Here is a 26,424-nt window from a genome sequence, read left to right as displayed (position 1 = left end):
CACCCTCCCTTAAGCTAAGTATAAAAAATAATCACAAGTAAACACCACAAAAACAGTCAAGCATTGTTTCGATGACTAAGTATAAATGGCTGTCCAATATAAATAACTGTCTAAAAGTTAAGTTATTAATAAGTGCTTTTAAACCACCACCTATATTTTATTGCAGTGCACAACTTTATAGGGCGTAACGTTTCAAAGTCTCAATATCGACTAACGATAATAAGCTTTCGTGACAGGCTTCTAACTTTATGTTCGGTGCAATATCGAAGTCTAGCGCTTCAACCCAACGTAGGGCGCAGATACACCAATAGTCGCCAGGCTTCAAGCCAGGAAAGTTATATTCCGGAAGTGGGGTAATCAAATCGTTACCATTACTGGCCGAAAAGTTTAAAAATGCACTGGTCATTTTGACACAAACAGTGTGTTGGCCGACATCGTGGTTACCGGTATGACAAAAACCGTTACGGTAATAGCCAGTGATAGGGTCGAAGCAACAGCTGGCCAGTTCAGTACCTAGCACGTTGGTTTGGTTGATAGCGGGATTGGGATGGTAGTCAGATGACATAAGGCTTCCAAGATAAAATTATGCGTTAGTGTAACATGAGTTTGCGATGAAGACGTAGTCCAAATAGTACCGGTAGTGACCGTTATAGATAAGTGCTACACCGTTTGCTAATTGTCTTATAAACGCTATATGACTATCAAATGCATATTTTAATGAATGTTCAAAAATCAGTTAATCACTGTGAGTAAATAGTGCTAATGTTAGTCAATTGAGCTGATGGTGAGTAACGATTCAGTTAAACATTAGCGCTAATTGTGACTAGGCGAAACTTAGCTGCTATGCTAAACTTGAATATGAAGTGCCTTGATTATTTATCGCATTAATACAGTTGTTTTATCATCTTAATCTAGTCTTATATTAATATTTATTACTCACCCTCTGGGTGTTACCTAGTTTGTTTATGATAATTAGGCCTGTGGTGTTGTGCGCTAAAAAAAATAACGTACTCATTAGTAGTGATCTAATCATAAATATAACCCTATAATACTGCGTTTTTTGGTAAGCGATACGCCAAACAAGGATTTATTGTGTCTGTCAGTTCTGATTCCGCTAACGCCGCCCCATCGAATGCTACGCATAAAGCCGCTACTGCTATGGCTAATGAGTATGCTGATAATAGTACCGTACCCAATCGTCTTCCTTATCTGAGTAATTTTGCTGCCGAAGTTGCCAATAGTTGGTTGCTCCCTGATGGTGTGGTTGATGTATTGTTTGACGATGCTCAAAAGCAAGAAGTGCTACGTCACCGACTTACTCAGCAGCTGATTACTTATGGTTATCAGTTGGTTTGCCCGCCAATGATTGAATTTACTGAGTCATTATTAAGTAATGCCTCCGAAGATTTGAAGCGACAAACTTTTAAAATTATCGATCAGCTTAGTGGTCGCTTGATGGGCGTGCGCGCTGATATTACCCCACAGATTTTACGTATAGATTCGCATCATGGTGGCACGGGCATTGCGCGTTATTGCTATGCTGGCGATGTTATTCATACCTTACCATCAGGTTTATTTGGCTCGCGTACGCCATTACAGTTGGGCGCCGAGATATTTGGTTGCGCCTCACTTAGCGCCGATATTGAACTGATAGATGTGTTATTTGCAATGATAGATAGCTTAAACATGAGCGCTGCGCTGCATGTGGATTTAGGTCATGTGGCCATATTTAAACGCCTAGCAGTATTGGCCCAGCTGTCAGATGATGACACTGAGCAGTTGATGCATTTATATGCTAATAAGAATTTGCCAGAACTAAAGAGTGTCTGCCAAGCATTGCCAATGGGTAATGATTTTTATGTGTTAGCACGCTTTGGTCATGATATGGCCCAGCTATTAACTAAGCTGTCAGACACCGCCCAGCAAGACCTATTGATTGCCGAGGCTATCGATGAATTACAACGTCTAACAATACACTTGCAAGATCAATGGCAGTGTCAAGTGAGCATCGATGTCACAGAGCTTTCAGGCTATCACTATCACACGGGTATTGTGTTTAATGGCTATATTAATAGCGAGACTCAGCCGTTAGTACGTGGTGGGCGTTTTGATGGCTTGCAAAGCTATAGCAAACAGCCGCGCGCTGCGACTGGCTTCAGTATGGATGTGAGCCGTTTACTGGCTCATGTTCACCTTGATCAGCCGACAGTGGTAGTGGTCGATTATGAGGCCATCAATAGTGCAGACAATGCGCAAACTCAAGCATTGCAGCAGCAGGTTGCCAGCTTACGTCAGCAAGGCTATCAGGTCACCATGCCACTAGACGTTCACGATTGCCCTGTAGATCTCACACATCGTTTGAGTCTTATTGATCAGCAGTGGCAGTTAAAAGCCGTTTAGTTAAAAGCTGCTTATATAAGTAGTTTACAATCAAGATTTATTATCGTTAAAGCACAGTATTATTTTTTAGCTTGTTATTAATTTTAAAGCTAAGTTATTGTTAACATTTAAATTATTAGCGTACACCTCAATACATAATAGTAGGGATTGATCATGGGTAAGAATGTCGTAGTTTTAGGTAGCCAATGGGGCGATGAAGGTAAAGGCAAGATCGTTGATTTGCTTACTGAAAAAGCCGCTGCAGTGGCGCGTTTTCAAGGTGGCCATAATGCGGGTCACACACTAGTTGTCGATGGCAAAACCACCGTCTTACACTTAATTCCATCAGGCATTCTACGTGAAGGCGTTACTTGCTTCATCGGTAATGGGGTAGTGTTAGCCCCTGACGCCTTGCTTAAAGAGATGAAAGAGTTAGAGGCTAATAATGTACCTGTGCGTGAGCGTTTGCGTATTTCGCCTAACTGTCCACTTATTATGCCTTATCATGTGGCATTAGACCAAGCCCGTGAAGCCAAACGTGGTAGTGGTAAAATCGGTACGACCGGTCGTGGTATTGGCCCAGCCTACGAAGATAAAGTGGCGCGCCGTGCTATCAAGCTTGTAGATTTGTTCCGTGATGACCTAGAAGAAAAGCTACGTAATCTCATTGAATATCATAACTTCCAGTTGACTCAGTATTATAAAGTTGAAGGGATTGATTTTGACGAGACTTATAAGCTGTGCCAAGAGTGGAAAGAAGAAATCAGAGATATGGTTACTGACGTGACTGAAGAGTTAGATCAATTACGCCGCGCCGGTAAAAACCTAATGTTCGAAGGGGCACAGGGTACGCTATTAGATATCGATCATGGTACTTATCCGTTTGTGACCAGCTCAAGTGTTACCGCAGGCGGGGTGTCTACCGGTACTGGTATTGGTCCACTATATTTAGACTATGTCTTGGGTATTACTAAAGCCTATACCACCCGCGTGGGTAGCGGTCCGTTTCCCACTGAATTGTTTGATGATGTTGGCGCCCATTTAGCCAAAGTTGGCCGTGAATTCGGTGCGACTACTGGCCGTGCCCGTCGCTGTGGTTGGTTCGACGCTGCAGCACTACGTCGTGCAGTGGTACTCAATTCACTATCAGGTATTTGCCTGACCAAACTTGACGTTTTAGATGGTCTGGAAGAACTGCGGATTGGGGTCGGCTACGAGCTACCGGAAACTGAATGTGCAGGCGCGCATGATGCGGAGTTCTACGAGTCTGTCACACCAAAATATGAAACTCTTGTAGGCTGGAGCGAATCCACAGTTGGCATTACTAACTATGACGATTTGCCTGAAAACGCTAAAAAGTATATTAAACGTATCGAAGCATTGATTGATTGTCCGATTGATATTATTTCAACTGGCCCAGAGCGTGATGAGACTATCGTACTACGTGACCCGTATGACGTGTAAGTAGAATAAACAGTCATTATTAGACTGTGATTGTTTAATGATAACGCAAAACCTCAGTACATTGTGCTGGGGTTTTTGTTTTCCCACAGTGTTATCAGCAGTAAGCTATTTTCTGAGTCAGTTTTATAAGAGTTTAATAAACAGGAGCTGAAGTATAGTCAATGAAAAGTAATATCGATATATAACCTACTGCTGGCATACGTTGTTCTTGCTTGCTGTGCCTACGCAGACAGAGGCGGCAAAAAGCTGATACCAGCAGTACCGTCGCGTTTTTAAGGTATTTTAACCATAGGAACTGAAATAATAACTTAAAAAGGGACTATTAATAAATAATGAATGCTAAGTTTACCCTTAAGCAAGCTATGATTATAAATTGCCCCTAGCATTTATAGCCTTAATCATTATAATAGGCAGCAATCACGCGCTTAGTAAAATAACCACCACTCTGTTACAGCGTTAGACTCGCCTAAAGTACGCCGTGGACGATTTTAACGGGTCTTTTTTGTAGCGGTTTAACCGTTGTTTCACTATGGCTCTGAGGTGCCCGCATTGGTAGCACATTAGTCAGTGACCTCAGCGCGGTGATCAAAGACAACATTAACCCCTTATCATCATCTTTTTATTTATTAGGAGCCTTTTATGGCTAACGAACGCACGCTATCTATCATCAAACCTGACGCTATTGCTGGCAATCACATCGGTGCTATCTATAGCCGTTTTGAACAAGCCGGTCTAAAAATTGTTGCGGCTAAAATGCAACAGCTTGATGATGAAAAAGCTGGCGGCTTCTATGCTGAGCACGCTGAGCGTCCATTTTACAATGACCTAAAATCTTTTATGATGTCAGGTCCAGTATTGGTATCAGTATTAGAAGGCGAAAACGCTATTGCTAAGCATCGCGAAATCATGGGTGCTACCAACCCAAAAGATGCTGATGAAGGCACTATCCGTGCTGACTTTGCTAGCAGCATCGATGAAAATGCGGTTCACGGTTCAGATTCAGCCGAATCAGCTCAACGCGAAATCAGCTACTTCTTCAATGATGACGAAGTTTGTGCTCGTACGCGTTAATCGCTATTAGTAGTAATGATTAACAGTACCGCAAGACGGCTTATACTCAAGAGGGTATAGGCCGTTTCATCTATTATTAATGGCACTAATAAGTGTTTTTTATTGAAATTTACTTTAATGCCCTTCATGATAAGCAGGCATAATGAGTAAATGTACTATTTTTATTGCTCATTTAATCAGCGTTATCAATCCTTTATCAGCATTACGTCTTATGAAATATTTATGTATAAATCGATAAGATATAAAATATACCTAAAATTATAAGTTACTAGCGCTGCGCTGCTAATGGATTGCTCATGCACCCCTATATTGCATAGATTATTCTATGCCAACCGGCTTTATGCCAACAGGTCACCGATTATGTCAACCACCAGCACCACCACTAATGCTACTACTAATGTCACGCCCGCTCAGCCAGTACAAGCGCATACCCCAGCTAAACGCAATAATAGTATCAAGCTATTAGATGAGGCGCAGGCAAAAACCAATCTATTGGGCATGACCCAAGCGCAATTGTCTGATTACTTTAAGAGTATCGGCGAAAAGCCGTTTCGTGCCACGCAAGTGATTAAATGGATTTATCAGCAAGGGGTCACTGACTTTGAGCAGATGACTAATCTAAGCAAAGGCTTGCGCGACAAATTGTCAGCCCATGCATGTGTTGTTCCACCAAAAGTTATTCATCGTCAATATAGTGATGATGGTACGCGTAAATGGGTGTTCGAAGTCACCGGCGGCTCGTTAGTCGAAACCGTATTAATACCGGCGGATGACAGCAAAATCAATGGTCGTAAGACCTTGTGCGTCTCTTCGCAAGTGGGTTGTGCATTGGACTGTAGCTTTTGTAGTACCGGCAAGCAGGGCTTTGAGCGTGATTTAACTCCTTCTGAGATTCTGGGGCAGTTATGGGTCGCTAATGCCTCTTATATGACCGATGATCAGGACAGTTTAGCGGGTGTTGACCACAGCTTATGGCATAATCAAGTTACCAATGTGGTGATGATGGGTATGGGTGAGCCGTTATTAAATTATCAGCCGGTAGTTAGTTCAATGGAGCTGATGTTGAGTGACCATGCTTATGGTTTATCCAAGCGCCGCGTGACCTTATCGACTTCGGGTGTGGTACCCAAAATGTATAAGTTGGCACAAGATATCGATGTGGCGTTAGCGATCTCTCTACATGCGCCTAATGATGAGTTGCGCAATGAGCTGGTACCGATCAATAAAAAATATCCCCTAGTAGAGCTTATAGCTGCCGCAAAAAATTATGTCTACGATGTTAATCCGCGCCATAAAAAGCATGTCACTATTGAATATGTCATGCTAAATGGGGTCAATGACCATGATGAGCATGCCCATCAACTAGTAACCTTGCTAGCAGGTCTGCCCAGTAAAATTAATCTAATCCCTTTCAATCCCTTTCCACATGCGGGTTACGACAAATCTAGTAATAATCGTATTCATTCTTTTAGCAATATCCTGAGTGAGGCGGGTTTTGTCTGCACTATTCGCCAAACGCGCGGTGACGATATCGATGCGGCCTGTGGTCAGCTGGTCGGGCAGGTGGCTGATCGTACCAGACGTTCAGCCAAATGGCAGCAGAGCATTAAAGACCGTGAAAACGTCTAAAGAGAGCTTGATATAAGTACTCAGCTGTCTTTTATCCCTCTTAACCGTAATAAAAATGTAGCCATAGTGATTAATAACAACTAAATTGTACTTAATGGCTCTAAATCTATTAAACTTATGCCTCGGTGAGTCAAAGTACTGAACTACAGTTTACAGTTTTATGATGGCGGTTATGATGATGACTTATAGGTATTCTGGTAGGTATTCTGGTCAGTTTAAATCTCAAGAACACTTTTGTTTATCAACTAATGGGTTTAGGCTTGGGGCAAGGATTTATAACCAGATAGGTCGATCAAAGCGCATTATGCTTGCAAGTGTGTTGCTGCCACTGTTATTAACAGGGTGCCAAAACACCCCAACTAACGACTTAACTGGTGGCATAAGCTATCAAACCTTGACGCAACCGAGTAATAACCGTAACCTAGATACGCAAAAAATTGCGCGCATTCGTACTTCACTCGCCGCGCAATATATCCGAAAAAACGAGCTTGACACGGCCCAGCGGCAGCTAGAAAAAGCTTTTGCGGCCGATAACCGATACGCGCCGGCCTATGATATGATGGGCGTTTTACTGCAGCAAGAAGGCAGCCGTATCAATCTTGAAAAAGCAGATCAATATTTTAAGAAAGCGATCGCGCTCGATAAGGATTTTGAGCAGGCGCGCAACAATTACGGCGTGTACCTATCTCAGATGAAACGCTATAACGAAGCAGTGGCGCAGTTTGAGATTGCAGGTTCGGCACTGGGTTATGAAGGTCGCATTGGTGCCCTTGAAAATTTAGGGCGTACCTATCTTCAGCTAGATGACCGTACTGCCGCTGCTAAAGTATTTTTGCGAGTATTAGACTCTAATCGTAGCAGTTTAATTGCCCATATTGAGTTGGTGGACTTGCTACTAGCGCAGCAGCGTGTTCAGCAAGCACAGCTTCTTTATGATGAGACTTTGATACTAGTGCAAGGTCAAGGTATTAGCCCGCGCTTGCTGTTACAAGGTATCAAACTTGCTGCAGCACAAAATAATAAAACGACGCGTCAGCAGTTAGCGCAGCAGCTTTTGTCTGCTTATCCGCTAAGCGATGAAGCAAAACAACTTAAGACTTGGCTTAACAATCCAGAGGCACCATGGAAATGACCACCCCACCATCAAATCATCAATCTAACGCTCAAGGCTCATTTGGTGCCATGTTGCAGCAAGCCCGCAAAACTCAGCAAGTGAGCTTAGAGGACGCGGCAGCCGAGCTGTTTATTTTAAAGCGCCATTTGCAGGCGCTAGAAAGTGAAAACTTTTCTGAGCTACCACAAGCGGCTTTTGCTCGTGGTTTTGCGATCAATTATGCTAAGTTTTTAGGTTTAGATCCGGTACAAGTCGTGAGTAGTTTTGATGCCGCTTATCCGAACGAGCTCAAGTCGCGTTCGGTGAACAACATCGATTCACCATTGCAGCCAATGGGCACGTTACAGCGTGATACTCATAATCGGATTCGCTTTAACCCGTTATTGATTGTGGCAGTGATTGCATTAATTATCTTAGCGGTGTTCTTGTTTCGTATGGTCAGTAATGCTAGCAAAGACAACCAAGACCCTGCACCAGTCACCGAAGACATATCCGCAGCAGAGCAAGCGCAAGGGGCCGCAATCAATAATCAGTCTAGTGGGGTCGGTGCGTCCGGTTCCGCACTGAATCTGGGTGGTAGTGAGAGTATGAGCAGTGCCTCATTAGAGGTCAAACTGACTGATACTGCCACGATCAGCATCATGGATGCATCGGGCAGCAGCTTGATGAACGGCAGTCAGAATCGCGGAGATTACAAGTTATTAGGTACGCCACCATTTAATGTGCAGATTGATAATGTTGATAATGTTAGCTTGATGCTTAACCAACAATCGGTCGCATTAGATCAGTATACAATTGATAAAAAAGCCAGTTTTGAGCTCGCACCTTAAATTATTTAAGTGGCCCTCAGATTGTGTTTATGACTGCTATCGCAGTATAAGTGGTTTGACCTATACAGCATATTCGATATAGGGTGTTCTATTATAGTTTGCCATTTTTTTATATCTTTAGATGGGATTAAAGGATTTTTATATGTCAACGTCAGCACCTATTAACCGTCGCCTTACCAAAAAAATATACGTCGGTGATGTTGCGATTGGTGGCGATGCGCCGATTAGTGTGCAAAGCATGACCAATACCGATACCTGTGATGTGGCAGCTACTGTCGCACAAATTGAGCGCTGCGTTGAGGCCGGTGCTGATCTGATGCGGGTATCCACGCCAACCATGGATACCGTTAAAGCCTTTGGTGAAATTCGTAAATTGGTCAGTGTGCCACTAATAGCGGATGTCCATTTTGATCATAAAATAGCGCTTGCGGTGGCTGAAGCGGGGGCTGATTGCTTACGTATTAATCCCGGCAATATTGGTAGCGATGCTAAGGTACGTGAAGTGGTCGCCTGCGCTAAATATCACAATATTCCCATCCGTATCGGGGTTAATGCCGGCTCATTAGAAAAAGAAATCCAGCGCAAATATACTGAGCCGACAGGCGAGGCGATGCTAGAATCAGCCATGCGCCATATTGATATTTTAGAGCGCCTAAATTTTGACCAATATAAAATATCAGTTAAAGCCAGTAATGTATTTTTAACCTTAGATGCTTATCGCTTAATATCAGCGCAAATTGATAACCCGCTACATCTAGGAGTGACAGAGGCTGGTGTTTATCGCACGGGTGCGGTCAAGTCTGCTATTGCACTGGGTGGTCTGTTATTAGACGGTATCGGCGACACCATACGTATTTCGCTAGCAGCAGAACCTGAAGAAGAAATTAAGATCGGTTTTGATATTCTAAAATCGCTTAATATTCGTTCTAATGGGGTAAATTTCATTGCTTGCCCTAGTTGTTCACGCCAAGAGTTCGATGTGATTAGAGTCATGACCGCTTTAGAATCGCGCTTAGAAGATATCCGTGAACCGATGAATTTGTCAGTGATTGGCTGTAAGGTCAATGGGCCTGGCGAAGCCAAAGAGGCAGATATCGGTATTGTAGGTGCGGCGCCAAAGTCTCTAGTATACCGTATGGGCAAAAAGAGCCATCTTATTGATACTGACAATTTAGTCGATGAGATAGAAAGCATGGTACGGGCTCATGCCGATAAGCTAGAAAAACTACGTGAAAACGAAATTATTCGAGTAAAATAGCGCTCACTTGATAATAGAAACAACAATAACAAATACAACAGCATTAACGTTTGAGGATATAACGGCACCATGATCAAAGCTATCAAAGGGTTTAACGATATTTTGCCAGAGCAAGCTGCCAAATGGCTGCAATTAGAAGCAGTATTAGCCGATGTGCTAGGCAGATACGGTTATGAGCATATTCGCTTACCGATCGTTGAGCAAACTGATTTATTCGCCCGTGCTATCGGCGGTGCTACGGACATTGTTGAAAAAGAAATGTATAGCTTTACCGACAAGTCTGAGCCACCAACGCCGCTAGCTCTGCGCCCTGAAGGCACAGCGGGTGCCGTACGCGCGGTCATTGAGCACAACTTGTTGCGCGGCGACACCCCAAAGCTGTGGTACATCGGTCCGATGTTTCGCTATGAGCGTCCGCAAAAAGGTCGTTATCGTCAATTTCATCAATTGGGTGTTGAGAGCTTTGGCAGTGCGCTACCGGATGCGGATGCCGAATTGATTGCTATGACCCACTTGATGTGGCAAGCGCTCGGTCTCAAAGATGAGATGCGTCTCCAGCTTAATAGCTTAGGCGAGCTTGATGAGCGTCATGCTTATCGCAATGCTTTGGTGGCCTATTTAACGGACAAACAAGACCAGTTGGATGATGATAGTAAGCGTCGATTAACCACCAACCCTCTACGCATACTTGATAGCAAAGAAGCGAGCACTCAGGCGGTATTGGTTGATGCACCGAAGCTCGCTGAGTTTTTGGGTGCAGACAGTGTGGCACATTTTGCACAGGTTCAAGCATATCTAACGGCGCTCGGTATTGATTATGAGTTGAACCCGCATCTGGTACGTGGTTTAGATTATTATAATAAGACGGTATTTGAATGGGTGACCGATAAGCTTGGCAGTCAAGCAACGGTCTGTGCTGGCGGTCGTTATGATGGTCTGGTTGGGCAATTAAAATCTGTAAACTCACGTAATGATACACTGGACAATAAGCCGGTGACGTCTGAGCCTGCTGTTGGTTTTGCGATGGGTCTTGAGCGTTTGTTGTTACTGCTTGAGGCGGTAGCACCTCTAACAGAAACGTCCGCTTGTGATGTTTTTGTGGCCACCCATCCTGATGTTTATAGTGCGGGTCTCAGCTATGCACAAAATTTACGTTACAGTCGCCCAGATCTGCGAGTCAAGATGGCCAGCGCCACTAGCTTAAAAGCTCAGATGAAAAAAGCGGACAAGTCAGGCGCAGCGTTGACGGTTATTATTGCGCAGCAAGAGCTTGATGCTAATACGATCAGCATTAAAAATATGCAGACCGGCGAGCAAAAGACGGAAGCGCAGGATTGGCTGGCAAGTGTGGATAATTTTTCATGTGAGCGCTTAAGTCAGTAACACTCGATTAAGCACCGAATAGCTGCTAGGTAACGCGCTTGTTCTTAGCAGACCCAAATATACTATGTATGATATTAGCACTCAGAAGAAATACGAGTATTAATATCAGATGCTATCAGTATTTGATAGTACGAACCGTATATAAATTTATTTTAGTCACTAGTTTTCATCAGGTAAATAAACATGGCTCAGACACCTCGTTCGCCGAATGCAGATAACTCGATGCAAGCGCTTAAGCAATATGGCAGCTATACTATTACTGCTATTTTATTGGCACTAGCTGGCTACTTTGGCTGGACCTATTGGCAAGACAACCACGCGCGGGTAGACACGGTCGCCGCCGACCATTATGCCGATATTCAACGGCTAAATGAAGAGGTGAGCTTGGCAGCGCAAAACCCAGATCTAGAAGCAGAGGCACTGACCGCACTTACGAACAGTCGTACGCAGCTCAGCAAGGATATTGATGCGCTTGTTAGCACTCATGGCGACTCTATATATGCATGGCAAGCGCTAATGATAAAAGCACGCTCACAAGTCGATAGTGATGATTTTTCTGGTGCGGTTGAGAGCTTTAAAAAAGCATTAGCAATCGATTTGGGTGATGCCGGTTTAAACGCTATTACCCGTTTGCGGTATGCAGAAACCTTACTGGCCTCGGGCGATGCTGATGCCGCGTTAGCGGAAGCCAATAACGATCTACCAAGCTCGTTTGAAGCCAGTCAGCAAGAAGTCTTAGGTGACATTTATTTGGCAAAATCCGATAAAAAGGCGGCTATTCAAGCTTATAATAATGCTTGGGAATTGCTACGTAAACGTCAAGAAACCCGTGCCGTGCTAGCCTTAAAAATGGAAAGCCTTGGGACTATCCCTGAGCCTATCAGTGAGCCAGCAGCACTTATTCGAGCGTCTACTGTCCCGCAACAGCCGTTAGCCATTGATGATGCCATAGAAAGTGTGGCAGACGATGATGCTGGTAATGCTGCAAACTAAGCTTAATTTGGCAAATTAAGTTACCAGCTAAAATAGCTCAGATTACTTGTTAGTATGTTTTAGATAGTATGTTAAGCAAGGTCTGAAGCTGAGCCGCGCAGTAAGTTGGTAGGATACTACTAAGTCATAGTACTGATAAGTTATAGTGCTGATTCGGGCTGCTGTCTGCTTGTTATTTACCGTTTGGTTATTTACTGATAGTCCATTTAATAATCGTTAATTTATTCGTAGTGAGAACATATAATGACCCGATCTATTCGCTCCAGTAAAATGATAAAAGGCAGAACCATCAAAGCGACTGTCATGAATGTGGCGGTATTGGCGCTAATGACCACTGCTGTCGTTGGGTGTAACCGGGGTATTAAGCCGGTCGTTAATGATCCTGTGAAACTGGTCCAGATTGCACAACCTATGAGCGTGCTACAGCCAGTCTTTAGTGTGGATGTTGGTAATAAAAAAGCCAGTAAAAAAGATCCGCTTAGTCTGCAGGTTGGTTATAACACTACGCAAATGGTTATCGCATCACGTGGCGGTGATTTGACGGGTTTTGATAAAGCGGGTCAGCCTTTATGGTCACTTAATGTTGGTGATCAAATCACCGGTGGCGTCGCCTTAGATTCTCTAAGTCAGACCGCTATCGTGAGTACGCGCAGCGGCCAAGTGCTCGCCTTTGATAGTGCCACTGGTGCCAAACGCTGGCAGCAGCAGCTATCAGGTTCGGTGTTAACGCCTGCATTAATTAGTAATAACCGAGTTATTTTGTCCGCTAACAATGGCTTTTTGCACGGCTTGTCGCTACAAAATGGTCAGTCAATATGGCAGTTTGCCACTCAGACACCGGCCATTAGTATTCGCGGTGCTGCCGAGCCGACCTTATTAGATGATAGAACTGCTCTATTAGCAACTGCTGATGGACGCTTACATGCTATTACTACTGATAGTGGTTTACCACAGTGGTCAAGACGCATTGGGGTAGGTGCGGGTAGCAGCGAAGTCGAGCGCATGAGTGATGTCGATGGTATGCCTACTGTTGATAACAACCAACTGTTTGCTATTAGCTACAGTGGCCAGCTGCTTGGGATTGATTTAGCATCGCGGCAGGTAATGTTTCTTAACGAGCTTGCCAGTCTTAAAGCGCTTGCGGTGAATAGTACACAAGTTATTGCCACCAGCTTAGAAGGCAAAGTCGTTGCCTATGACCGTAACAATGGTCAGGTATCATGGGAAAGTGAAGCCTTGGCTTATCGCGATTTGACCAATCCAGTAATGATCGGTAATTATATTGCAATTGGTGATTTGGATGGCGTCGTCCATTTATTCGACCCTGTAGCTGGTAATATCGTGAGCCGTGTGCAGACCAAAGGTCCGCTGACTAATTTACAAGTTCAAGGTAGCCGCTTGATAACCCAAAGCACCTCAGGGCAGGTGGCCATTTGGCAGTTGGCTCGCTAGGTGTTTTACGACTAAAACGCTTAACGAACCAGTATTAATTAATAGCAACTTTACGGGATATAAACGCTGCTTGTTCAGCGTTTAACGCCTTGTGCAAATCGCTTGTTTAAACATTTAGTTTCGCGTAGTCTATGCGCCCTTAACAAATTTAACGTTTATTAACCATTGATCAAATATTTACAGTTGAATTAGTATTAAATCAAATTAATATATTAATCAACAATTTAGTAGCCGGCTCTATTTAGAATATTAATGTTATTTATACTATTAATATTCTATTATCACTATCATCCATTTAAGTTTGCAGTAATATAAAGCATATTTGCTTTAGTCATTGTCCGTCACTGCAAATCATTGAGAGTAACGCATGAGTATCAAGCCTGTGGTCGCTTTAATCGGCCGCCCAAATGTCGGTAAATCTACCTTATTCAATCAGTTCACCAAAAGTCGGCAGGCCTTAGTTGCCGATCTATCTGGTCTGACCCGTGATCGTCAATATGGTGATGCTGAATATGAAGGCAAAGCATTTATCGTTGTAGATACTGGTGGCATTGGTGAAGCGGACGATGGCAGGGGCGATATTGACGACTACATGTCTGAGCAGTCGCATACCGCGATTCATGAAGCAGATATTATTGTCTTTGTAGTCGATGCCCGCGTCGGCTTGATTGGTGCCGATGCTGAAATTGGCAAGTTTTTGCACACACTAGGCAAGCCGGTATATGTGGTTGCCAATAAGGTTGACGGCGCCCATGACTCTGCGCCTGCTGAGTTTTACGCATTAGGCTTAGGTGAGCCGTATCCGATGGCGGCCAGCCATGGTCGCGGTGTTGGTAATCTGCTCGAAGTTTTAACTGCGGATATGCCAGAGCAAGACAATACACAAGAGCCAAGTGGCCTAAAACTGGCCATTATCGGCCGTCCGAACGTTGGTAAATCAACGCTAGTAAATCGTCTGTTAGGCGAAGACCGAGTGGTGGTGTTCGATATGCCAGGCACAACGCGCGATAGTATTTATATTCCTTATCAGCGTAACGGCAAAGACTACGTACTGATCGATACCGCTGGAGTACGTCGCCGTGGCAAAATTGATGAAAAAGTAGAAAAGTTCTCCGTTATTAAGACCTTGCAAGCGATTGAAGACTCAAACGTCACTGTTATTGTGATTGATGCCCAAGAAGGTATCGTTGATCAAGATTTACATATGATTGGTTACGCGCTTGATGCTGGCCGCGCACTAGTCGTCGCGATCAATAAGTGGGATGGTTTAAGCTCTGATCAAAAAGATTTTATTAAGATAGAAATGGATCGTCGTTTTAACTTTATTTCGTATGTCAAAGTTCATATGATATCTGCATTGCACGGCACGAATGTGGGCAACTTATACCCCTCAATCCTACGTGCTTATGAGTCTTCGATGTTCGAAGTGTCAACCAACCGTTTGACCCAAATTTTGCAAGATGCGGTTACTGCGAGCCCACCGCCGACAGTTGGTGGTCGCCGTATTAAACTGCGTTACGCGCATATCGGTGGTCATAATCCACCGGTGATTGTTATTCATGGTAACCAAACGGGATCGCTACCTAAGAGCTATCAGCGCTACCTTGAAAATCAATTCCGTCAAGTGTTTAAGCTTGAGGGTACGCCGCTTAATGTGATCTTTAAGCTCAACGAAAATCCATATGCCAGCAAAAGTGACACCCCGACCAAAGCAAAAGCCCAACAGCTGCGTCAGCGCGGGCGCAATCGGGCACAAAAATTCACCACTAAAGATAAAAAGCCTCGTTAGATAGTATTTTTCATTAATTCTATTAATACAATAATGTATCACTAACGGCAAGGCTAATAAATACCCTTAAAATTATCAAGTTAAGAAAAAACTGCGGTGATGGCAGTATCTAGCATCACCGTAAAGTGTTGCAAAATAAATAAATGATTGACGCAGTTATTAGATACTATGACTAAAAGCTGCCCTACATTGATTGAGTGACATGAGCCCAAGCCCTATTAGAACCATGCCCAAGACTATCAGGCGCGCTGTTATACAAGCCATCACTGTGGGGGTTTTGTCGGCTTTTTTAATGTCCTTTGTTTATGGTTTTGTTTACCACTATCAACAAAAACGTCTACACATCGAGCAATTATCCGCATTACTCGCCAATAGCGCTTCAACGCCCAACGGTGCTAACTTAGTTGCTAGACAAGTCAGTACCTTATTAGATGACGATCCTACTTTACAAAGCATTGTGTTTTATTCAACCGATCATCCTATCGTTAATCTTGACGAAGCCACTACTGAGGTCGTCAGTGGTGATTGGTATGACGCTCTATTTGCGGACACTATCAGTTTTAATCAGGCAGTAACCAGTCGCTACTTTGACGGCAGTAGTATTCAACGGGCCAACTCTAGCCAACAGCTTATTGACACCTCCTCTATCAGTGATGTAGAAATACAATCGTCTGCACGGCAGTTTTCTGCTCGCAATACTTTAGTTGGCTATATCGATATCACCTTAGATATTAACAGACTGCGTTGGCAGTGGCTATTCCTGAGTCTATTACCCTGGCTTGCGACTGTGGCTTTCACTGTTCTTATTGTTTGGTTTATTTTGCGTAAACTTTACTGGCCGAATAAAGATATTATTGAGCTGGCTAAGGTATGTGAAGTGGCCACTAACAATCCGAAGTTGCAGCAGCTACCAGCTATTCAGCAGTATTTTGATTTCCAAGAGTTAATAGGTATTAAAAAAGCATTCATTATCTTATTTGATCGTCTACAGCAGGCGAAGACAAACTATGAAGCGCTTGCGGTCTTTGAGCATCAGCTACATAACAAGGATCTATCACTTAATCTGCAGCGCTATAATTTTCAAGGCATGATTACTCATGAGTTAAGAACCTCATTAAATGCCATTGTCGGTGGCCTACAGCTGCTAGATCACCAAAGCTTAAATATAGAGCAAAAAGATGCTTTGGCTATCGTTCGTAAAGGCAGTCAACAGTTAGTGCGAACGCTGGAGCAGATTATTCAGCTGAATAAGATCGAAAAAGGTCAAATTAGCATTAATTTAAGTGAGTTTAATCCATTACAACTGATTGCCGATCTCCTTGCAGAATATGAGCCAATTGGCCAAAAAGAAGGTTTAGAGCTGATCAGTCACATCCATCATATCGATTATATACTGGAGGGTGATGCGGCAAAAATCCAGCAAATTTTATCTTCACTGCTTGATAATGCTATTAAATTTACTCCGTCAGGGCAAGTCACTATTAAGTCGCAACTGACCCATTTTCACGAAAGTAATCGCTGGCAGATTAGCGTAACAGATACCGGTATCGGTATTGCAGACAATCATCTAGAAGATATTTTCAATCCGTTTTTTCAAGTAGATTCATCGCAAACCCGTGCCTATGAAGGTACCGGTATAGGCTTGTCAGTCGTTAAACAAATGGCCCAACTGATTGGTGCAGCTATTGAGGTTGACAGCACACCAGGCGTCGGTAGTCAGTTTACAGTTATTATTCCTCTGCGCAATCAGGACCAGGTGCGACAGCAGTATGTACTCGCCGGCCTGGTTATGGTTTATTACTACTATCATGAGATAGGATTTATGGTTGACGAGTTACGGCGTCTTGGTGCTACCGTCACTTGTCAGCAGTATGACCAATCAATTATTGAACAGATAAGTACTATAAAAATGGATATGGTGATGTTTGCAGAGGATATCCTACCTGAGCAGGCCGCAACGTTAGCAAGGCACATTCGTGAGCACGAAACAGCGCATCGTGCCTTATTGATTTATTGGTATCCCCAGCATCAAACGCATTATTCAGACAGCATCGAGCATGGACTGAAAGCGGCGGGTGTCGACTACTGTCATAATGCTATTCGTGATGACCAAGTACTCAGTAAACAGCTAAAGGATTGGATGGTTTGACTTCCTCCGCTCTCTAAATGGAGTGGATTCCTACTGCTATAGTTAAAATACCTTAAAAATGCGACGGTACTGCTAGTATAAGCGTTTTGCAGCCTCTGTCTGCGTAGGTACAGCAAGCAAGAACAACGTATGCCAGCAGTAGGTTCTGTATCGACATTACTTTTCATTGACTATAAACGCTCAAGCGCGAGCGCGAGAATATTCTTAGCCGCATTAATATAACGGTCATGAGTGACACCGCACCCGCAAGAAAAATAATAAAATATAATCATAAAAAAACGCCCAATACGAGGGCGTTTTTTTATGGTTGAGCAGCATTATTAACCGCTTATTTTACTAGAACAAGTTTTGTGCCCAGCGTACGACATGTTGCCACATCCGGCTCATAAAGCCTGATTGCTTGACATCATTAGTAGCAATAATAGGGACTGATGCGACCGCTTTGCCATCAATGACGGCCATCATCTTGCCAATCTGTTGGCCTTTTTCGATAGGGGCCTCTATGCTGTCAGGAATATCAATGACGGTAGTGATTTTATTTTTCTGGGTTTTGCTGGTGAGTACCTGTAAGTGGCCTCCTGTCGCCAGTTCCACCTCATCGGCTTCGCCAAACCATACCGGTAGCTTACTAACAAACTGTCCTGATGGGGCTTTAGTAACGGTGGTGAAATGACCAAAGCCCCAGTTAAGTAGTTCGCGCGACTGATCAGCACGTGCTTGCATACTTTCTGTGCCCATGATTACAGAAATTAGACGCATATCGTCACGATTGCTAGAGGCAACCAGGCAGTAGCCAGCCGCATCAGTATGCCCTGTTTTTAGCCCGTCGACCGTAGAGTCAGTGGCGAGTAGGGCGTTGCGGTTACCTTGGGTAATGCCATTATAGGTAAATTCTTTTTCTGCATAAATACTGTAGTAATCACCACTGTTTTTGATGATAGCTCGTGCCAGTATGGCCAAATCTAAAGCGGAGGCTTCGTGACCTTGATCAGGCATGCCGGTGGAGTTTATGAAATTAGTATTCTTCATACCCAGCTTTTGTGCCTGCTCGTTCATCAATATCGCAAATGAGCTTTCGCTACCAGCGATGTGCTCAGCCATTGCTTTTGAGGCATCATTGCCGGACTGAATGATAATGCCGCGTAGCATATCGATAACGCTGGCGGTTTTATTAACCGGTACATACATACAAGACTGACTGCTACTGCCACGACACCAAGCGTTCTCACTCATGAGCACTTGGTCGTCTTCCTTAAGATCTCCTGAAGCTAAGCGCTGCTCAATGATGTAACTGGTCATCATTTTAGTTAGTGAGGCTGGTGGTAGAGGTTGGTTAGCATTTTTTTGCGCTAATATTTCTCCAGTATTATAATCCATTAATACATAGGCAGTATTGTCCATCTCAGGTGGTTGTATAGCAGCGCTCGCCATCACCGCACTCATAGAAATACTCACACCAATTGCCAGTTGTACAAACTGCTGTTTTACACGCTTTACTATCATATATTGTTACACCACATCATGAAACCAAATGCATCTATCGCCTCATACATCATCCCGAACCTCATTCCGTGTTTTAAACACCGCGTCTTAAACAGGGTGCATGCAACATCTAGTCTTGAAGGTCGCATTTCGAAATTTAATCTTGACCAGGACAACGATAACCAAGCGATGGACATAAAATTAACCCCCCATCTTAGCAAAATGCCAACCGATGGGGAAACAATAAATAAGATAAAGTCAGGCTTTGATAGAAAGAGAATAGCAGGCGGATAGAAGATCAAAAAAATGCTTAAAAATAATGCGCACAATAGTACTTTTTTATAGCATAAAAAAGCTTGCTGCGCCGCTCGCGAAGATACGCGGGGCTACAGCAAGCTATATACAGATAACAATAAAATCTAAATGGAGCGTTTTAAGCCTTTACTGGTTATTCTTAAGTCATTACTACATTTACAAAGCCGTTATAAAAACCATAATTGATAACGTTGATTTATTATTGTCGCTCATTTCAATCTCTTGTATCAACGCCATTTTTGCCTAAGCCAATCGTATAACATTTATGTCAACAAGCTTGTTTTAATCAATAAGCCTAGGCCAATCAATCCACCTATGCTACTAGTACCGCTAGTATTCTGCATTTGCTAGATCTTCGCACAATGCTTTGTTCTCTTGTTTAGAGAACTTCATTGTCCAGCTGCGAATACCCTGTAGAATCTGGCGATAATCCTGCTGCGTTGATAAATACTGAATAGCGGCTTTTGGGTCTTCTAACGAGGGCATTAGCTCATGCAGTTGCACCGTATAAGATTTATAGAATCGCTGCTTTTGTTTGCCATAAAGCATGGGTGGGCAAATCTCCGACAACACTTGCATAACCGCGATCTCATGCTTGGTTATATTCATACCGGACATATCGAGTGGTATAGTGGTTGCTGGGTTACTAGCAGCATTGGCCGTTTGGGATAGCATGGCAGCTGATGTTATCAGTCCAGCAAAACCGACTTTTGAAGCGAACTTTGCTATGGTAGAAGCTATAGATAATATCGATTGATTTTTCATTAAGTATCACACTCGCTTATCTTCATTTAATGGTCATATGGTAATAGTTAAAAAAACAAAAGTCACATAAAATATTGCGTCGTGTGTGGCTATATTGTGACCTGTGAGCGTTTTACAGCAACATATCAGCAGTATCCATTCATAAGTTACGTCAGCCTAAAAGTATGATTTAACATTGTTATCATTTATTGCTTATTGTAACAGGATATTTCAAATACCAACCAATAATCATAATAATAAAACCGACTGCTAAGTAAATCAGAGGTCAAGAGTTAGTTCGTGCCTGCAGATTATTAGGGTATACTCGACTGCAATCTTATAATGTCTTAACTTATCGCGTCGTAACTTATCGCGTCGTAACCATGCGGTTCTATTTAAATTGGCGTTGTTATCTTTCACCTTTCATATTAACTGCTACTTTTTATTATGATCAAAACTATTTATAGTAGTAGCATTTTATAGCAGTAGAGCTGTCGCCTCGTGTCGCCCACCGATTATCTCTGACTCGCTAAGATTTACACTATGCTCGTATGATAGCGATATATGAAGACAACAATGCCATAGCCAAAGATAAGAATCTGCCGATGGTATGAGTAATCATCATAATAGAGACAAAAGAGCGTTTGAAAATTCGCTAGCTGTCATAATAAAGTGCTAGTACCGTTAAGTAGTAAAGGTGTGATACCCAGCGTTTATTATAGCAATTCTATAGTAGCAAGGTGCTCAGATAGACGGATGGTTATACCAGTAGATAAGCGGTTAAATATGAGTATATTGAGTAGAAATGAATTTTTTAATTAGTAATGATGATGGGATACTGGCCATTGCTACTTCGTTGGTCGGTGGTGCAATAATAGGCAATGGGCAGGACGACAGCAGTCATTATCAAGTAGCAGCCAATGAGATCGTCAAGATTTTGACCGAAACATCTATATTAGAAGCGCTCAAAAGTTTGCCCTATCATGTATTAAACGTTAATATTCCTGATGTAAAAAATGCCGATAGTATCAAAGGTCGTAAGATTACCAGTCTGGGGCACAGTCAGATAGCTCGTCCTGTGCATCATGTGATTGACCCGCGTGGGCGCGATGCCTACTGGTTGTCTTTACGCAAATGGTTGTCTTTACGCAAAAGTCAGAAAGCGTTGCCAATAGAGAGCATAGGCGAGTATTGTTTGTCGCCAACACCAGCCATTGAAGATGCAAATGAGTCATCGTTAACCAAATAGGCTGATGCGTCAGCTATATATACTGACGATCAAGCGGTCGCAGCCGGTTATATTAGCTTGTCACCAGTGCGACTACATCATACGCCAACGGCTACCCTTGCTAGGCTTTCAGCATTGACGCTATGAAGACATAATAACAAAAGCTACCATAATAAAGATCACAGTAAAAATAATAGTAACCTTGTAACTAGCATTATAAGTGGCCACTAATTATATTACAAAGTAACACCAACCATAGAGTGATAATGGCAGTGGCTGCACATATACGACTGTATATATAGGACCGTCCACACAATAGAGCCTTTATGACTGTACATATGCGCTCTTAAGTCGTACACCAACCCATAGGATACTTGTGAGTAACTTAAAAAATAGGAAACCTTATATGAAAAACCTGATGACTGGCTCTCAGCTAGCGACTGCCGCTTTGGTGGGCACCATGACAGTAGCGATGCTAACGATGGTAGGTTGCGCCACTAAACCCAGCTATCAATCGCCGACCCAAATGGGACCTAAAGTTACTACCAATGCTCAAGGTGTTCCTAATTATTATCTGGTAAAGCGTGGTGATACGGTCAGTCAAATCGCTTCGCGCTATAAATTAAATTATCGTCAAGTTGGGGCGTTTAATGGTTTAGATAGTAAATATACAATCTATAGTGGGCAATGGCTCAAGTTATGGGAGGGGAGCGAAGCAACCCCTGCACGTAACAATACTGACAACGCTGCTGCTAGTACGCCGGCACCAACATATACGCCGCCCGCGACTACCAACTCAAGTCCAGCGTACGAAGTGACTGCCAATTCGACCTCAGGCTACGAGTACCCCAGTCGTAACCAAGTGGTTCGTAACTTTGATGCGTCAACGGGCAACATGGGTATGTGGTTTGCCGGCAAAGAAGGTGATCCAATCGTTGCTAGTCAATCTGGAACAGTGCTTTATTCGGGTAACGGACTGCCAGAATATGGTAACTTAATCATGATTCGCCATAGTGAAAACTATATCACCGCCTACGCTCACAACAGTCAGTTGCTAGTCAAAGAGGGTGATCAGGTACAGCGTGCTCAGCGTATTGCCAGTATGGGTAGCTCTGGCCAAACCAATCAAGTTGGCTTAGAGTTTCAAGTGCGCCTAAATGGTAATCCTATCGATCCACGCGCAGTCTTAGGACGTTAAATATAATGCTGTTTTTTGATAACTGTACTAATTACTTTATTTGTTAATACTTGAGGCCTTTTATGATATTAAAAAAACAATATATTGCCTTTTTGCCTACGTCACTTTTTGCTTTATTGATAGTAGGTTGTACAAGCCAGCAGGCCATCAAGAAGCCTAGTACACCAGTGCGTCAAGGTAGCGTTCAAATTACTCAGACTCAAACCATTCAAGTAAAGCCCGTACCGAGTATAGTGACGCCCAAGCCTGTTCCGCAGCCAAGCTATAATAGTTTTTCGGACTGGAAGTCAGACTTCTCTATGCGTGCGATGTCATCAGGTTATGATGCTTCAGCTGTCCAGCGTCTGCTCGGGTCTGCTTATTTAAATCAACAGGTTATTTCATTAGATTCAGGTCAGCCAGAATTTTCTAAGATGCCGTGGGACTATGCGGATTCTGCGGTCTCAGATGGACGGGTTAGTACGGGTAAAAGTAAGTTTTCGGAGCAGCGTCCATATTTATTGGGTTTAGAATCGCAATATGGGGTCAATGCCGAAGTGATTGCTGCGATCTGGGGTATGGAGTCATCATACGGTGCTGTGACTGGGAACAGCCATCTACCTAGTGCGCTTGCCACTCTTGCTTATGATGGTCGTCGCCAAGCGTTTGCCGAGACTCAGTTATTGTCCTTAATGACCCTGCTACAACGTGGTGATGTGTCTTGGTTACAGCTTGAAGGCTCTTGGGCAGGTGGCATGGGACAGACGCAATTTATCCCAGATACCTGGCTAAAACAGGGGGTAGATGGTGATGGTAATGGCCATCGTAATCCGTGGTCAACGGCTGATGCATTGGCCTCTACCGCCAACTATTTGAGTAACTCAGGTTGGGTTCGTGGTCTGGCACCTTTTTATGAAGTTACCTTGCCGGCCTCGTTTGACTACTCGATTGTTGATAGTAAGCAACCCGCGGCTAGATGGGCGTCTCTTGGTGTTGATACCATCGCTGACGTATTTTTAGATGCCAATACCCCAATGGAGCTTTGGCTTCCAGCTGGCAAAGATGGCCCAGCATTATTGTTAAGTCAGAACTTCGACGTTATCAAGGTCTATAACAATTCGTCTAGCTATGCGCTAGGAGTTAGCTTATTGGGTAAAGCCATCGCTGGACAAAGCGGACTGCAAAAGTCATGGCCACGCTATGAGCGTCCCTTATCAACCTCGCAAGTGACCAATTTACAGCAACGGCTGACCAATGCAGGCTACGACACTAAGGGTGCTGATGGCATCGTCGGTACTAATACTCGCAAAGCATTTCAGCGCTGGCAAGGGGACAATGGGCAAACGCCGGATGGCTTTATCACCCAGCGTAGCGCGTTATCATTGGCGTCATGGTGAAAAGGCTTGATACTTTTTAGATCTTTAATACGGCAGTTGCAATCAATAAGCGAGTTGTCAGTATTAGCGTTAACCATTAAAAATAGCAGACAAGGCTCAATTATTTGATAGTCAATCGTTAAAATAATGAGCAAAAAAAGCAGCAACTAAGAAACAGTGGGTGATAGATACCCTCGTTTCTTAATTGCTACTTTATTACCCTAGGCTAAGGGGTACCGGCATGACCAACATTCACTTGGGTAGATAGCATACGACCCTTGGTCTCAGACTTGCGAGAGGCCTCATCCCAATCTGGTGCCGCGCACATAAACAGCGTTTTACCCTCTTTGCCACCCAAAGCGACGGCAAAGACCCCTTCAGGGCTAGTATCTATTACTTCTAAAACCTCACCGCCTTCTGCCATACGCACGGCGCGATGATTTAAAGTATCAGCAAACCATACCGCTCCTTCTGCATCTAAAGCCAAGCCATCTGGTAATATTTTAGCCTGACCTATACGGGAGCCGAGATTAGGCTCATCCCCTAATGCGCCAAAACTCGCAAAATCGCGTCTTTCGCCAAGAGAGCCATCTGCTTTGATATCGAATTGTGAAATTCTATTACCAAACAGCTCGTTGACGATTAAGGTCTTTTGATCGGCAGAGATAACCATACCGTTTGGAAAAGATAAGCCTTCGGCAACCACCTGTGAGCTACCGTCTACTTTGACCAGTATTAATGCGGCATCTTTATGATCAGCGCCACTCATCAAGTCAAAGCCAAAGTTGCCGACATAGGCATTACCATTTGGTGCCACCACCATATCATTGGCATGACCTGCACAATGATCCCAAATATCGGCATGCACGACCAACTCACCATTGTCTTCTAAGCGTAATACTTTACGGTCTTTCATGGATACGACTAGCATACGGCCATCCGGTAACCAGCCTAAACCGGAGGGTTGTTGCTCGACATGAACGATTTTGTCTGCCACACCCTGGTCGTTCACCCGGTAGACGCCTTGAGTATAAAAATCGACAAACCATAAAGCCTCTTTGTACCAGCGAGGGCCTTCTAAATAATGAAAGCCATCAACAACCACACTTATTTCATATTTCGACATAATTTTTGACATAATAATCTTCCTTGATTAGTAATGGTTTTGTCAGGTCATGATTTTAGCAAATAGTCTTAATGAATGCCGCTATTTATTAGAGTATTTCTTTATAAATGGCAGTCACATCTCCTAAGGTCATATCTCTAGGGTTGGTGGCAATGAGCCGTGCGTAAGTATTGATGACGATATCCGCTAGATCGGGAATATCTTGTTCTTTAATCTCCAATTCGCTCAAACGATATTTAAGACCACTCACCTCTAAAAACTTTTTTAATTGCTCAATAAAGCGTTCTGCCGCGACTAAATCAGTCATATTAGAAATTTGAGTTGGCATGACGACTCTGGCTAATTCTGCGTACATGGATGCTGCTTCTGGCAAATTAAAAGTAAATACCGGACACATCACCAGCGCATTAGCGTGTCCATGGGGAATATGGAAATTAATACTAAGCGGATAAGATAACCCGTGAACCGCAGCTACCGAAGAATTGACAAATGCTATGCCTGCTAGAGTCGAGCCTAATAGCATCTCGGCACGGGCTTCAAGATCATCACCTTGCTCAAGTACCCGTTCAAAGTTATTCCATAGCATCTGCAACCCTTTAGCGGCCATCGCATCTGAAATAGGATTCTTTTTAGTACGGCTGGTATAAGCCTCAATACAATGTACCATCGCATCAAGTGCGGTCGCAGCAGTGATATGCTGAGGCAGCTTGAGTGTTAGGGTGGCATCTAGAATGGCGACATCGGGTAATATTTTGGGGGTATAAATGGCCTTTTTACTGCCATCTTTAGCCGTGATTACCGATACAAAGGTGGCCTCGGCCCCTGTGCCTGCAGTAGTGGGTATTGCGAACAGTGGTAACTTCTTAAAATCACTCAAATCAAGATCTAAAATATCGTCGACTGATTCGAAATCATTGGGATATAAAGCAACGATTTTTGCGGTATCAATAGAGCTGCCACCACCCAAACCGATGACTAAGTCACATTGATTGGCTCTAGCAAGTTCAATAGCGTTATTAACCACTTCAATAGGGGGATCAGCAACGACCTCATTAAAGATAACCACCTGAACGCCAGCATCTTGCAATGACCGTTGCGCAATATCGTCATAACCCAGCTGAGAAATTCCAGCATCGGTGATAATGATGGCCGATGTGGCACAGTACTGCTTAGCTAATGCGCCTAATTTTTGGCGCATACTATCAGTTTCGCTGATGATATGCCCATTGGTGTAAAACTCAATTCCTATCATACGGCTCTTCCTTGTATAGTCCTCTTAGTCTATCAGTTATCAATAAAACTATGTAAATACGCTGCTTGTTATATAGATATGAGTTTCTTATGACTGAGTCAATACTCATTTATACTGGATTTTTATGAGTCTACTTGAGTTGGCTTGGTAAAGTAAATATTAAGTCTATATTCCATAAATGACGACGCAGCATTCGTCTGCGCCGTTATCGAC

Annotated in this window: 20 protein-coding genes; 15 read left to right on the top strand and 5 right to left on the bottom strand. The window is 43.4% G+C overall.

Annotated elements, in window-relative coordinates:
• Nucleotides 1–175: 175 nt before the first annotated feature.
• Nucleotides 176–565: a DUF2237 family protein gene (locus H4W00_RS11055; protein ID WP_209958203.1), complete on the bottom strand. Its 390-nt coding sequence runs from the start codon at nt 563–565 to the stop codon at nt 176–178.
• A 527-nt stretch (nt 566–1,092) separates the two neighbouring features.
• Between H4W00_RS11055 and H4W00_RS11050 the strand changes: the two genes are divergently transcribed.
• From H4W00_RS11050 to H4W00_RS10995, 12 genes are all read left to right on the top strand, one after another.
• On the top strand, nt 1,093–2,400 hold the full coding sequence (locus H4W00_RS11050) for an ATP phosphoribosyltransferase regulatory subunit (protein ID WP_209958200.1): 1,308 nt from the start codon (nt 1,093–1,095) through the stop codon (nt 2,398–2,400).
• A 153-nt stretch (nt 2,401–2,553) separates the two neighbouring features.
• Complete coding sequence (locus H4W00_RS11045; RefSeq protein WP_209958198.1) at nt 2,554–3,843, top strand: adenylosuccinate synthase; 1,290 nt, start codon at nt 2,554–2,556, stop codon at nt 3,841–3,843.
• Between the two features lie 639 nt (nt 3,844–4,482).
• Nucleotides 4,483–4,914, top strand: a complete 432-nt coding sequence (gene ndk, locus H4W00_RS11040; RefSeq protein ID WP_209958196.1) for a nucleoside-diphosphate kinase — start codon at nt 4,483–4,485, stop codon at nt 4,912–4,914.
• A 360-nt stretch (nt 4,915–5,274) separates the two neighbouring features.
• The gene (gene rlmN, locus H4W00_RS11035; RefSeq protein WP_209958194.1) at nt 5,275–6,543 is read left to right on the top strand and encodes a 23S rRNA (adenine(2503)-C(2))-methyltransferase RlmN; all 1,269 of its coding nucleotides are present in this window, start codon (nt 5,275–5,277) and stop codon (nt 6,541–6,543) included.
• Nucleotides 6,544–6,847: 304 nt separating this feature from the next.
• Complete coding sequence (pilW, locus tag H4W00_RS11030) at nt 6,848–7,675, top strand: type IV pilus biogenesis/stability protein PilW (RefSeq protein WP_334684959.1); 828 nt, start codon at nt 6,848–6,850, stop codon at nt 7,673–7,675.
• Nucleotides 7,672–8,487 carry a helix-turn-helix domain-containing protein gene (locus H4W00_RS11025; RefSeq protein ID WP_209958192.1) on the top strand — a complete coding sequence of 272 codons (816 nt, stop codon included), beginning with the start codon at nt 7,672–7,674 and terminating at the stop codon, nt 8,485–8,487. The genes pilW and H4W00_RS11025 overlap by 4 nt, the downstream gene beginning before the upstream one ends.
• Nucleotides 8,488–8,629: 142 nt before the next feature.
• Nucleotides 8,630–9,745 carry a flavodoxin-dependent (E)-4-hydroxy-3-methylbut-2-enyl-diphosphate synthase gene (ispG, locus tag H4W00_RS11020; protein ID WP_209958190.1) on the top strand — a complete coding sequence of 372 codons (1,116 nt, stop codon included), beginning with the start codon at nt 8,630–8,632 and terminating at the stop codon, nt 9,743–9,745.
• Nucleotides 9,746–9,814: 69 nt separating this feature from the next.
• Nucleotides 9,815–11,128, top strand: coding sequence for a histidine--tRNA ligase (gene hisS, locus H4W00_RS11015; RefSeq protein WP_209958188.1), 1,314 nt, complete (start codon nt 9,815–9,817; stop codon nt 11,126–11,128).
• A gap of 183 nt (nt 11,129–11,311) precedes the next feature.
• A complete protein-coding gene (locus H4W00_RS11010; RefSeq protein WP_209958185.1) occupies nt 11,312–12,121 on the top strand; it encodes a YfgM family protein in 810 nt (269 codons plus the stop codon).
• A gap of 243 nt (nt 12,122–12,364) precedes the next feature.
• Nucleotides 12,365–13,573, top strand: coding sequence for an outer membrane protein assembly factor BamB (gene bamB, locus H4W00_RS11005; protein ID WP_209958183.1), 1,209 nt, complete (start codon nt 12,365–12,367; stop codon nt 13,571–13,573).
• A 367-nt stretch (nt 13,574–13,940) separates the two neighbouring features.
• Entirely contained in the window at nt 13,941–15,362 is a 1,422-nt protein-coding gene (gene der, locus H4W00_RS11000; protein WP_209958181.1) for a ribosome biogenesis GTPase Der, read from the top strand.
• Between the two features lie 202 nt (nt 15,363–15,564).
• Nucleotides 15,565–17,511 carry a sensor histidine kinase gene (locus H4W00_RS10995; RefSeq protein ID WP_209958179.1) on the top strand — a complete coding sequence of 649 codons (1,947 nt, stop codon included), beginning with the start codon at nt 15,565–15,567 and terminating at the stop codon, nt 17,509–17,511.
• 336 nt (nt 17,512–17,847) lie between these two features.
• On the opposite strand, the gene H4W00_RS10985 is transcribed toward H4W00_RS10995, so the two are convergent.
• Both H4W00_RS10985 and H4W00_RS10980 read right to left on the bottom strand, forming a co-directional pair.
• Nucleotides 17,848–19,014: a D-alanyl-D-alanine carboxypeptidase family protein gene (locus tag H4W00_RS10985; RefSeq protein WP_209958175.1), complete on the bottom strand. Its 1,167-nt coding sequence runs from the start codon at nt 19,012–19,014 to the stop codon at nt 17,848–17,850.
• 624 nt (nt 19,015–19,638) lie between these two features.
• Nucleotides 19,639–20,073 carry an MCR_0457 family protein gene (locus H4W00_RS10980; RefSeq protein WP_209958173.1) on the bottom strand — a complete coding sequence of 145 codons (435 nt, stop codon included), beginning with the start codon at nt 20,071–20,073 and terminating at the stop codon, nt 19,639–19,641.
• Nucleotides 20,074–20,857: 784 nt separating this feature from the next.
• On the opposite strand from H4W00_RS10980, the gene H4W00_RS10975 reads away from it, so the two are divergent.
• From H4W00_RS10975 to H4W00_RS10965, 3 genes are all read left to right on the top strand, one after another.
• Nucleotides 20,858–21,301, top strand: a complete 444-nt coding sequence (locus H4W00_RS10975) for a 5'/3'-nucleotidase SurE (RefSeq protein WP_334684958.1) — start codon at nt 20,858–20,860, stop codon at nt 21,299–21,301.
• Between the two features lie 385 nt (nt 21,302–21,686).
• A complete protein-coding gene (locus H4W00_RS10970) occupies nt 21,687–22,478 on the top strand; it encodes a peptidoglycan DD-metalloendopeptidase family protein (RefSeq protein ID WP_209958172.1) in 792 nt (263 codons plus the stop codon).
• A gap of 62 nt (nt 22,479–22,540) precedes the next feature.
• The gene (locus H4W00_RS10965) at nt 22,541–23,854 is read left to right on the top strand and encodes a lytic murein transglycosylase (protein WP_209958170.1); all 1,314 of its coding nucleotides are present in this window, start codon (nt 22,541–22,543) and stop codon (nt 23,852–23,854) included.
• Between the two features lie 205 nt (nt 23,855–24,059).
• Here H4W00_RS10965 and H4W00_RS10960 read toward each other — a convergent pair whose 3' ends face one another.
• Both H4W00_RS10960 and H4W00_RS10955 read right to left on the bottom strand, forming a co-directional pair.
• On the bottom strand, nt 24,060–24,971 hold the full coding sequence (locus H4W00_RS10960) for an SMP-30/gluconolactonase/LRE family protein (RefSeq protein ID WP_334684957.1): 912 nt from the start codon (nt 24,969–24,971) through the stop codon (nt 24,060–24,062).
• Between the two features lie 76 nt (nt 24,972–25,047).
• Nucleotides 25,048–26,211 carry an iron-containing alcohol dehydrogenase gene (locus H4W00_RS10955; protein ID WP_209958168.1) on the bottom strand — a complete coding sequence of 388 codons (1,164 nt, stop codon included), beginning with the start codon at nt 26,209–26,211 and terminating at the stop codon, nt 25,048–25,050.
• Nucleotides 26,212–26,424 lie beyond the last annotated feature (213 nt).

Origin of the sequence: Psychrobacter sp. PL19, from assembly GCF_017875835.1 — a bacterium.
Classification (GTDB): domain Bacteria; phylum Pseudomonadota; class Gammaproteobacteria; order Pseudomonadales; family Moraxellaceae; genus Psychrobacter.
This window is presented reverse-complemented; position numbering and strand designations above follow the sequence as displayed.

Excerpts from the sequence above, each read along its gene's own strand:
- H4W00_RS10995 (WP_209958179.1), top strand. The coding sequence starts at position 15,565 with ATGAGCCCAAGCCCTATTAGAACCATGCCCAAGACTATCAGGCGCGCT.
- ndk (WP_209958196.1), top strand. The coding sequence starts at position 4,483 with ATGGCTAACGAACGCACGCTATCTATCATCAAACCTGACGCTATTGCT.
- der (WP_209958181.1), top strand. The coding sequence starts at position 13,941 with ATGAGTATCAAGCCTGTGGTCGCTTTAATCGGCCGCCCAAATGTCGGT.
- H4W00_RS10985 (WP_209958175.1), bottom strand. The coding sequence starts at position 19,014 with ATGATAGTAAAGCGTGTAAAACAGCAGTTTGTACAACTGGCAATTGGT.
- bamB (WP_209958183.1), top strand. The coding sequence starts at position 12,365 with ATGACCCGATCTATTCGCTCCAGTAAAATGATAAAAGGCAGAACCATC.
- hisS (WP_209958188.1), top strand. The coding sequence starts at position 9,815 with ATGATCAAAGCTATCAAAGGGTTTAACGATATTTTGCCAGAGCAAGCT.
- H4W00_RS11055 (WP_209958203.1), bottom strand. The coding sequence starts at position 565 with ATGTCATCTGACTACCATCCCAATCCCGCTATCAACCAAACCAACGTG.
- H4W00_RS10970 (WP_209958172.1), top strand. The coding sequence starts at position 21,687 with ATGAAAAACCTGATGACTGGCTCTCAGCTAGCGACTGCCGCTTTGGTG.
- H4W00_RS10955 (WP_209958168.1), bottom strand. The coding sequence starts at position 26,211 with ATGATAGGAATTGAGTTTTACACCAATGGGCATATCATCAGCGAAACT.
- H4W00_RS11010 (WP_209958185.1), top strand. The coding sequence starts at position 11,312 with ATGGCTCAGACACCTCGTTCGCCGAATGCAGATAACTCGATGCAAGCG.
- H4W00_RS11045 (WP_209958198.1), top strand. The coding sequence starts at position 2,554 with ATGGGTAAGAATGTCGTAGTTTTAGGTAGCCAATGGGGCGATGAAGGT.
- H4W00_RS10965 (WP_209958170.1), top strand. The coding sequence starts at position 22,541 with ATGATATTAAAAAAACAATATATTGCCTTTTTGCCTACGTCACTTTTT.
- H4W00_RS10980 (WP_209958173.1), bottom strand. The coding sequence starts at position 20,073 with ATGAAAAATCAATCGATATTATCTATAGCTTCTACCATAGCAAAGTTC.
- H4W00_RS10960 (WP_334684957.1), bottom strand. The coding sequence starts at position 24,971 with ATGTCAAAAATTATGTCGAAATATGAAATAAGTGTGGTTGTTGATGGC.
- H4W00_RS10975 (WP_334684958.1), top strand. The coding sequence starts at position 20,858 with ATGAATTTTTTAATTAGTAATGATGATGGGATACTGGCCATTGCTACT.
- rlmN (WP_209958194.1), top strand. The coding sequence starts at position 5,275 with ATGTCAACCACCAGCACCACCACTAATGCTACTACTAATGTCACGCCC.
- H4W00_RS11025 (WP_209958192.1), top strand. The coding sequence starts at position 7,672 with ATGACCACCCCACCATCAAATCATCAATCTAACGCTCAAGGCTCATTT.
- ispG (WP_209958190.1), top strand. The coding sequence starts at position 8,630 with ATGTCAACGTCAGCACCTATTAACCGTCGCCTTACCAAAAAAATATAC.
- pilW (WP_334684959.1), top strand. The coding sequence starts at position 6,848 with ATGCTTGCAAGTGTGTTGCTGCCACTGTTATTAACAGGGTGCCAAAAC.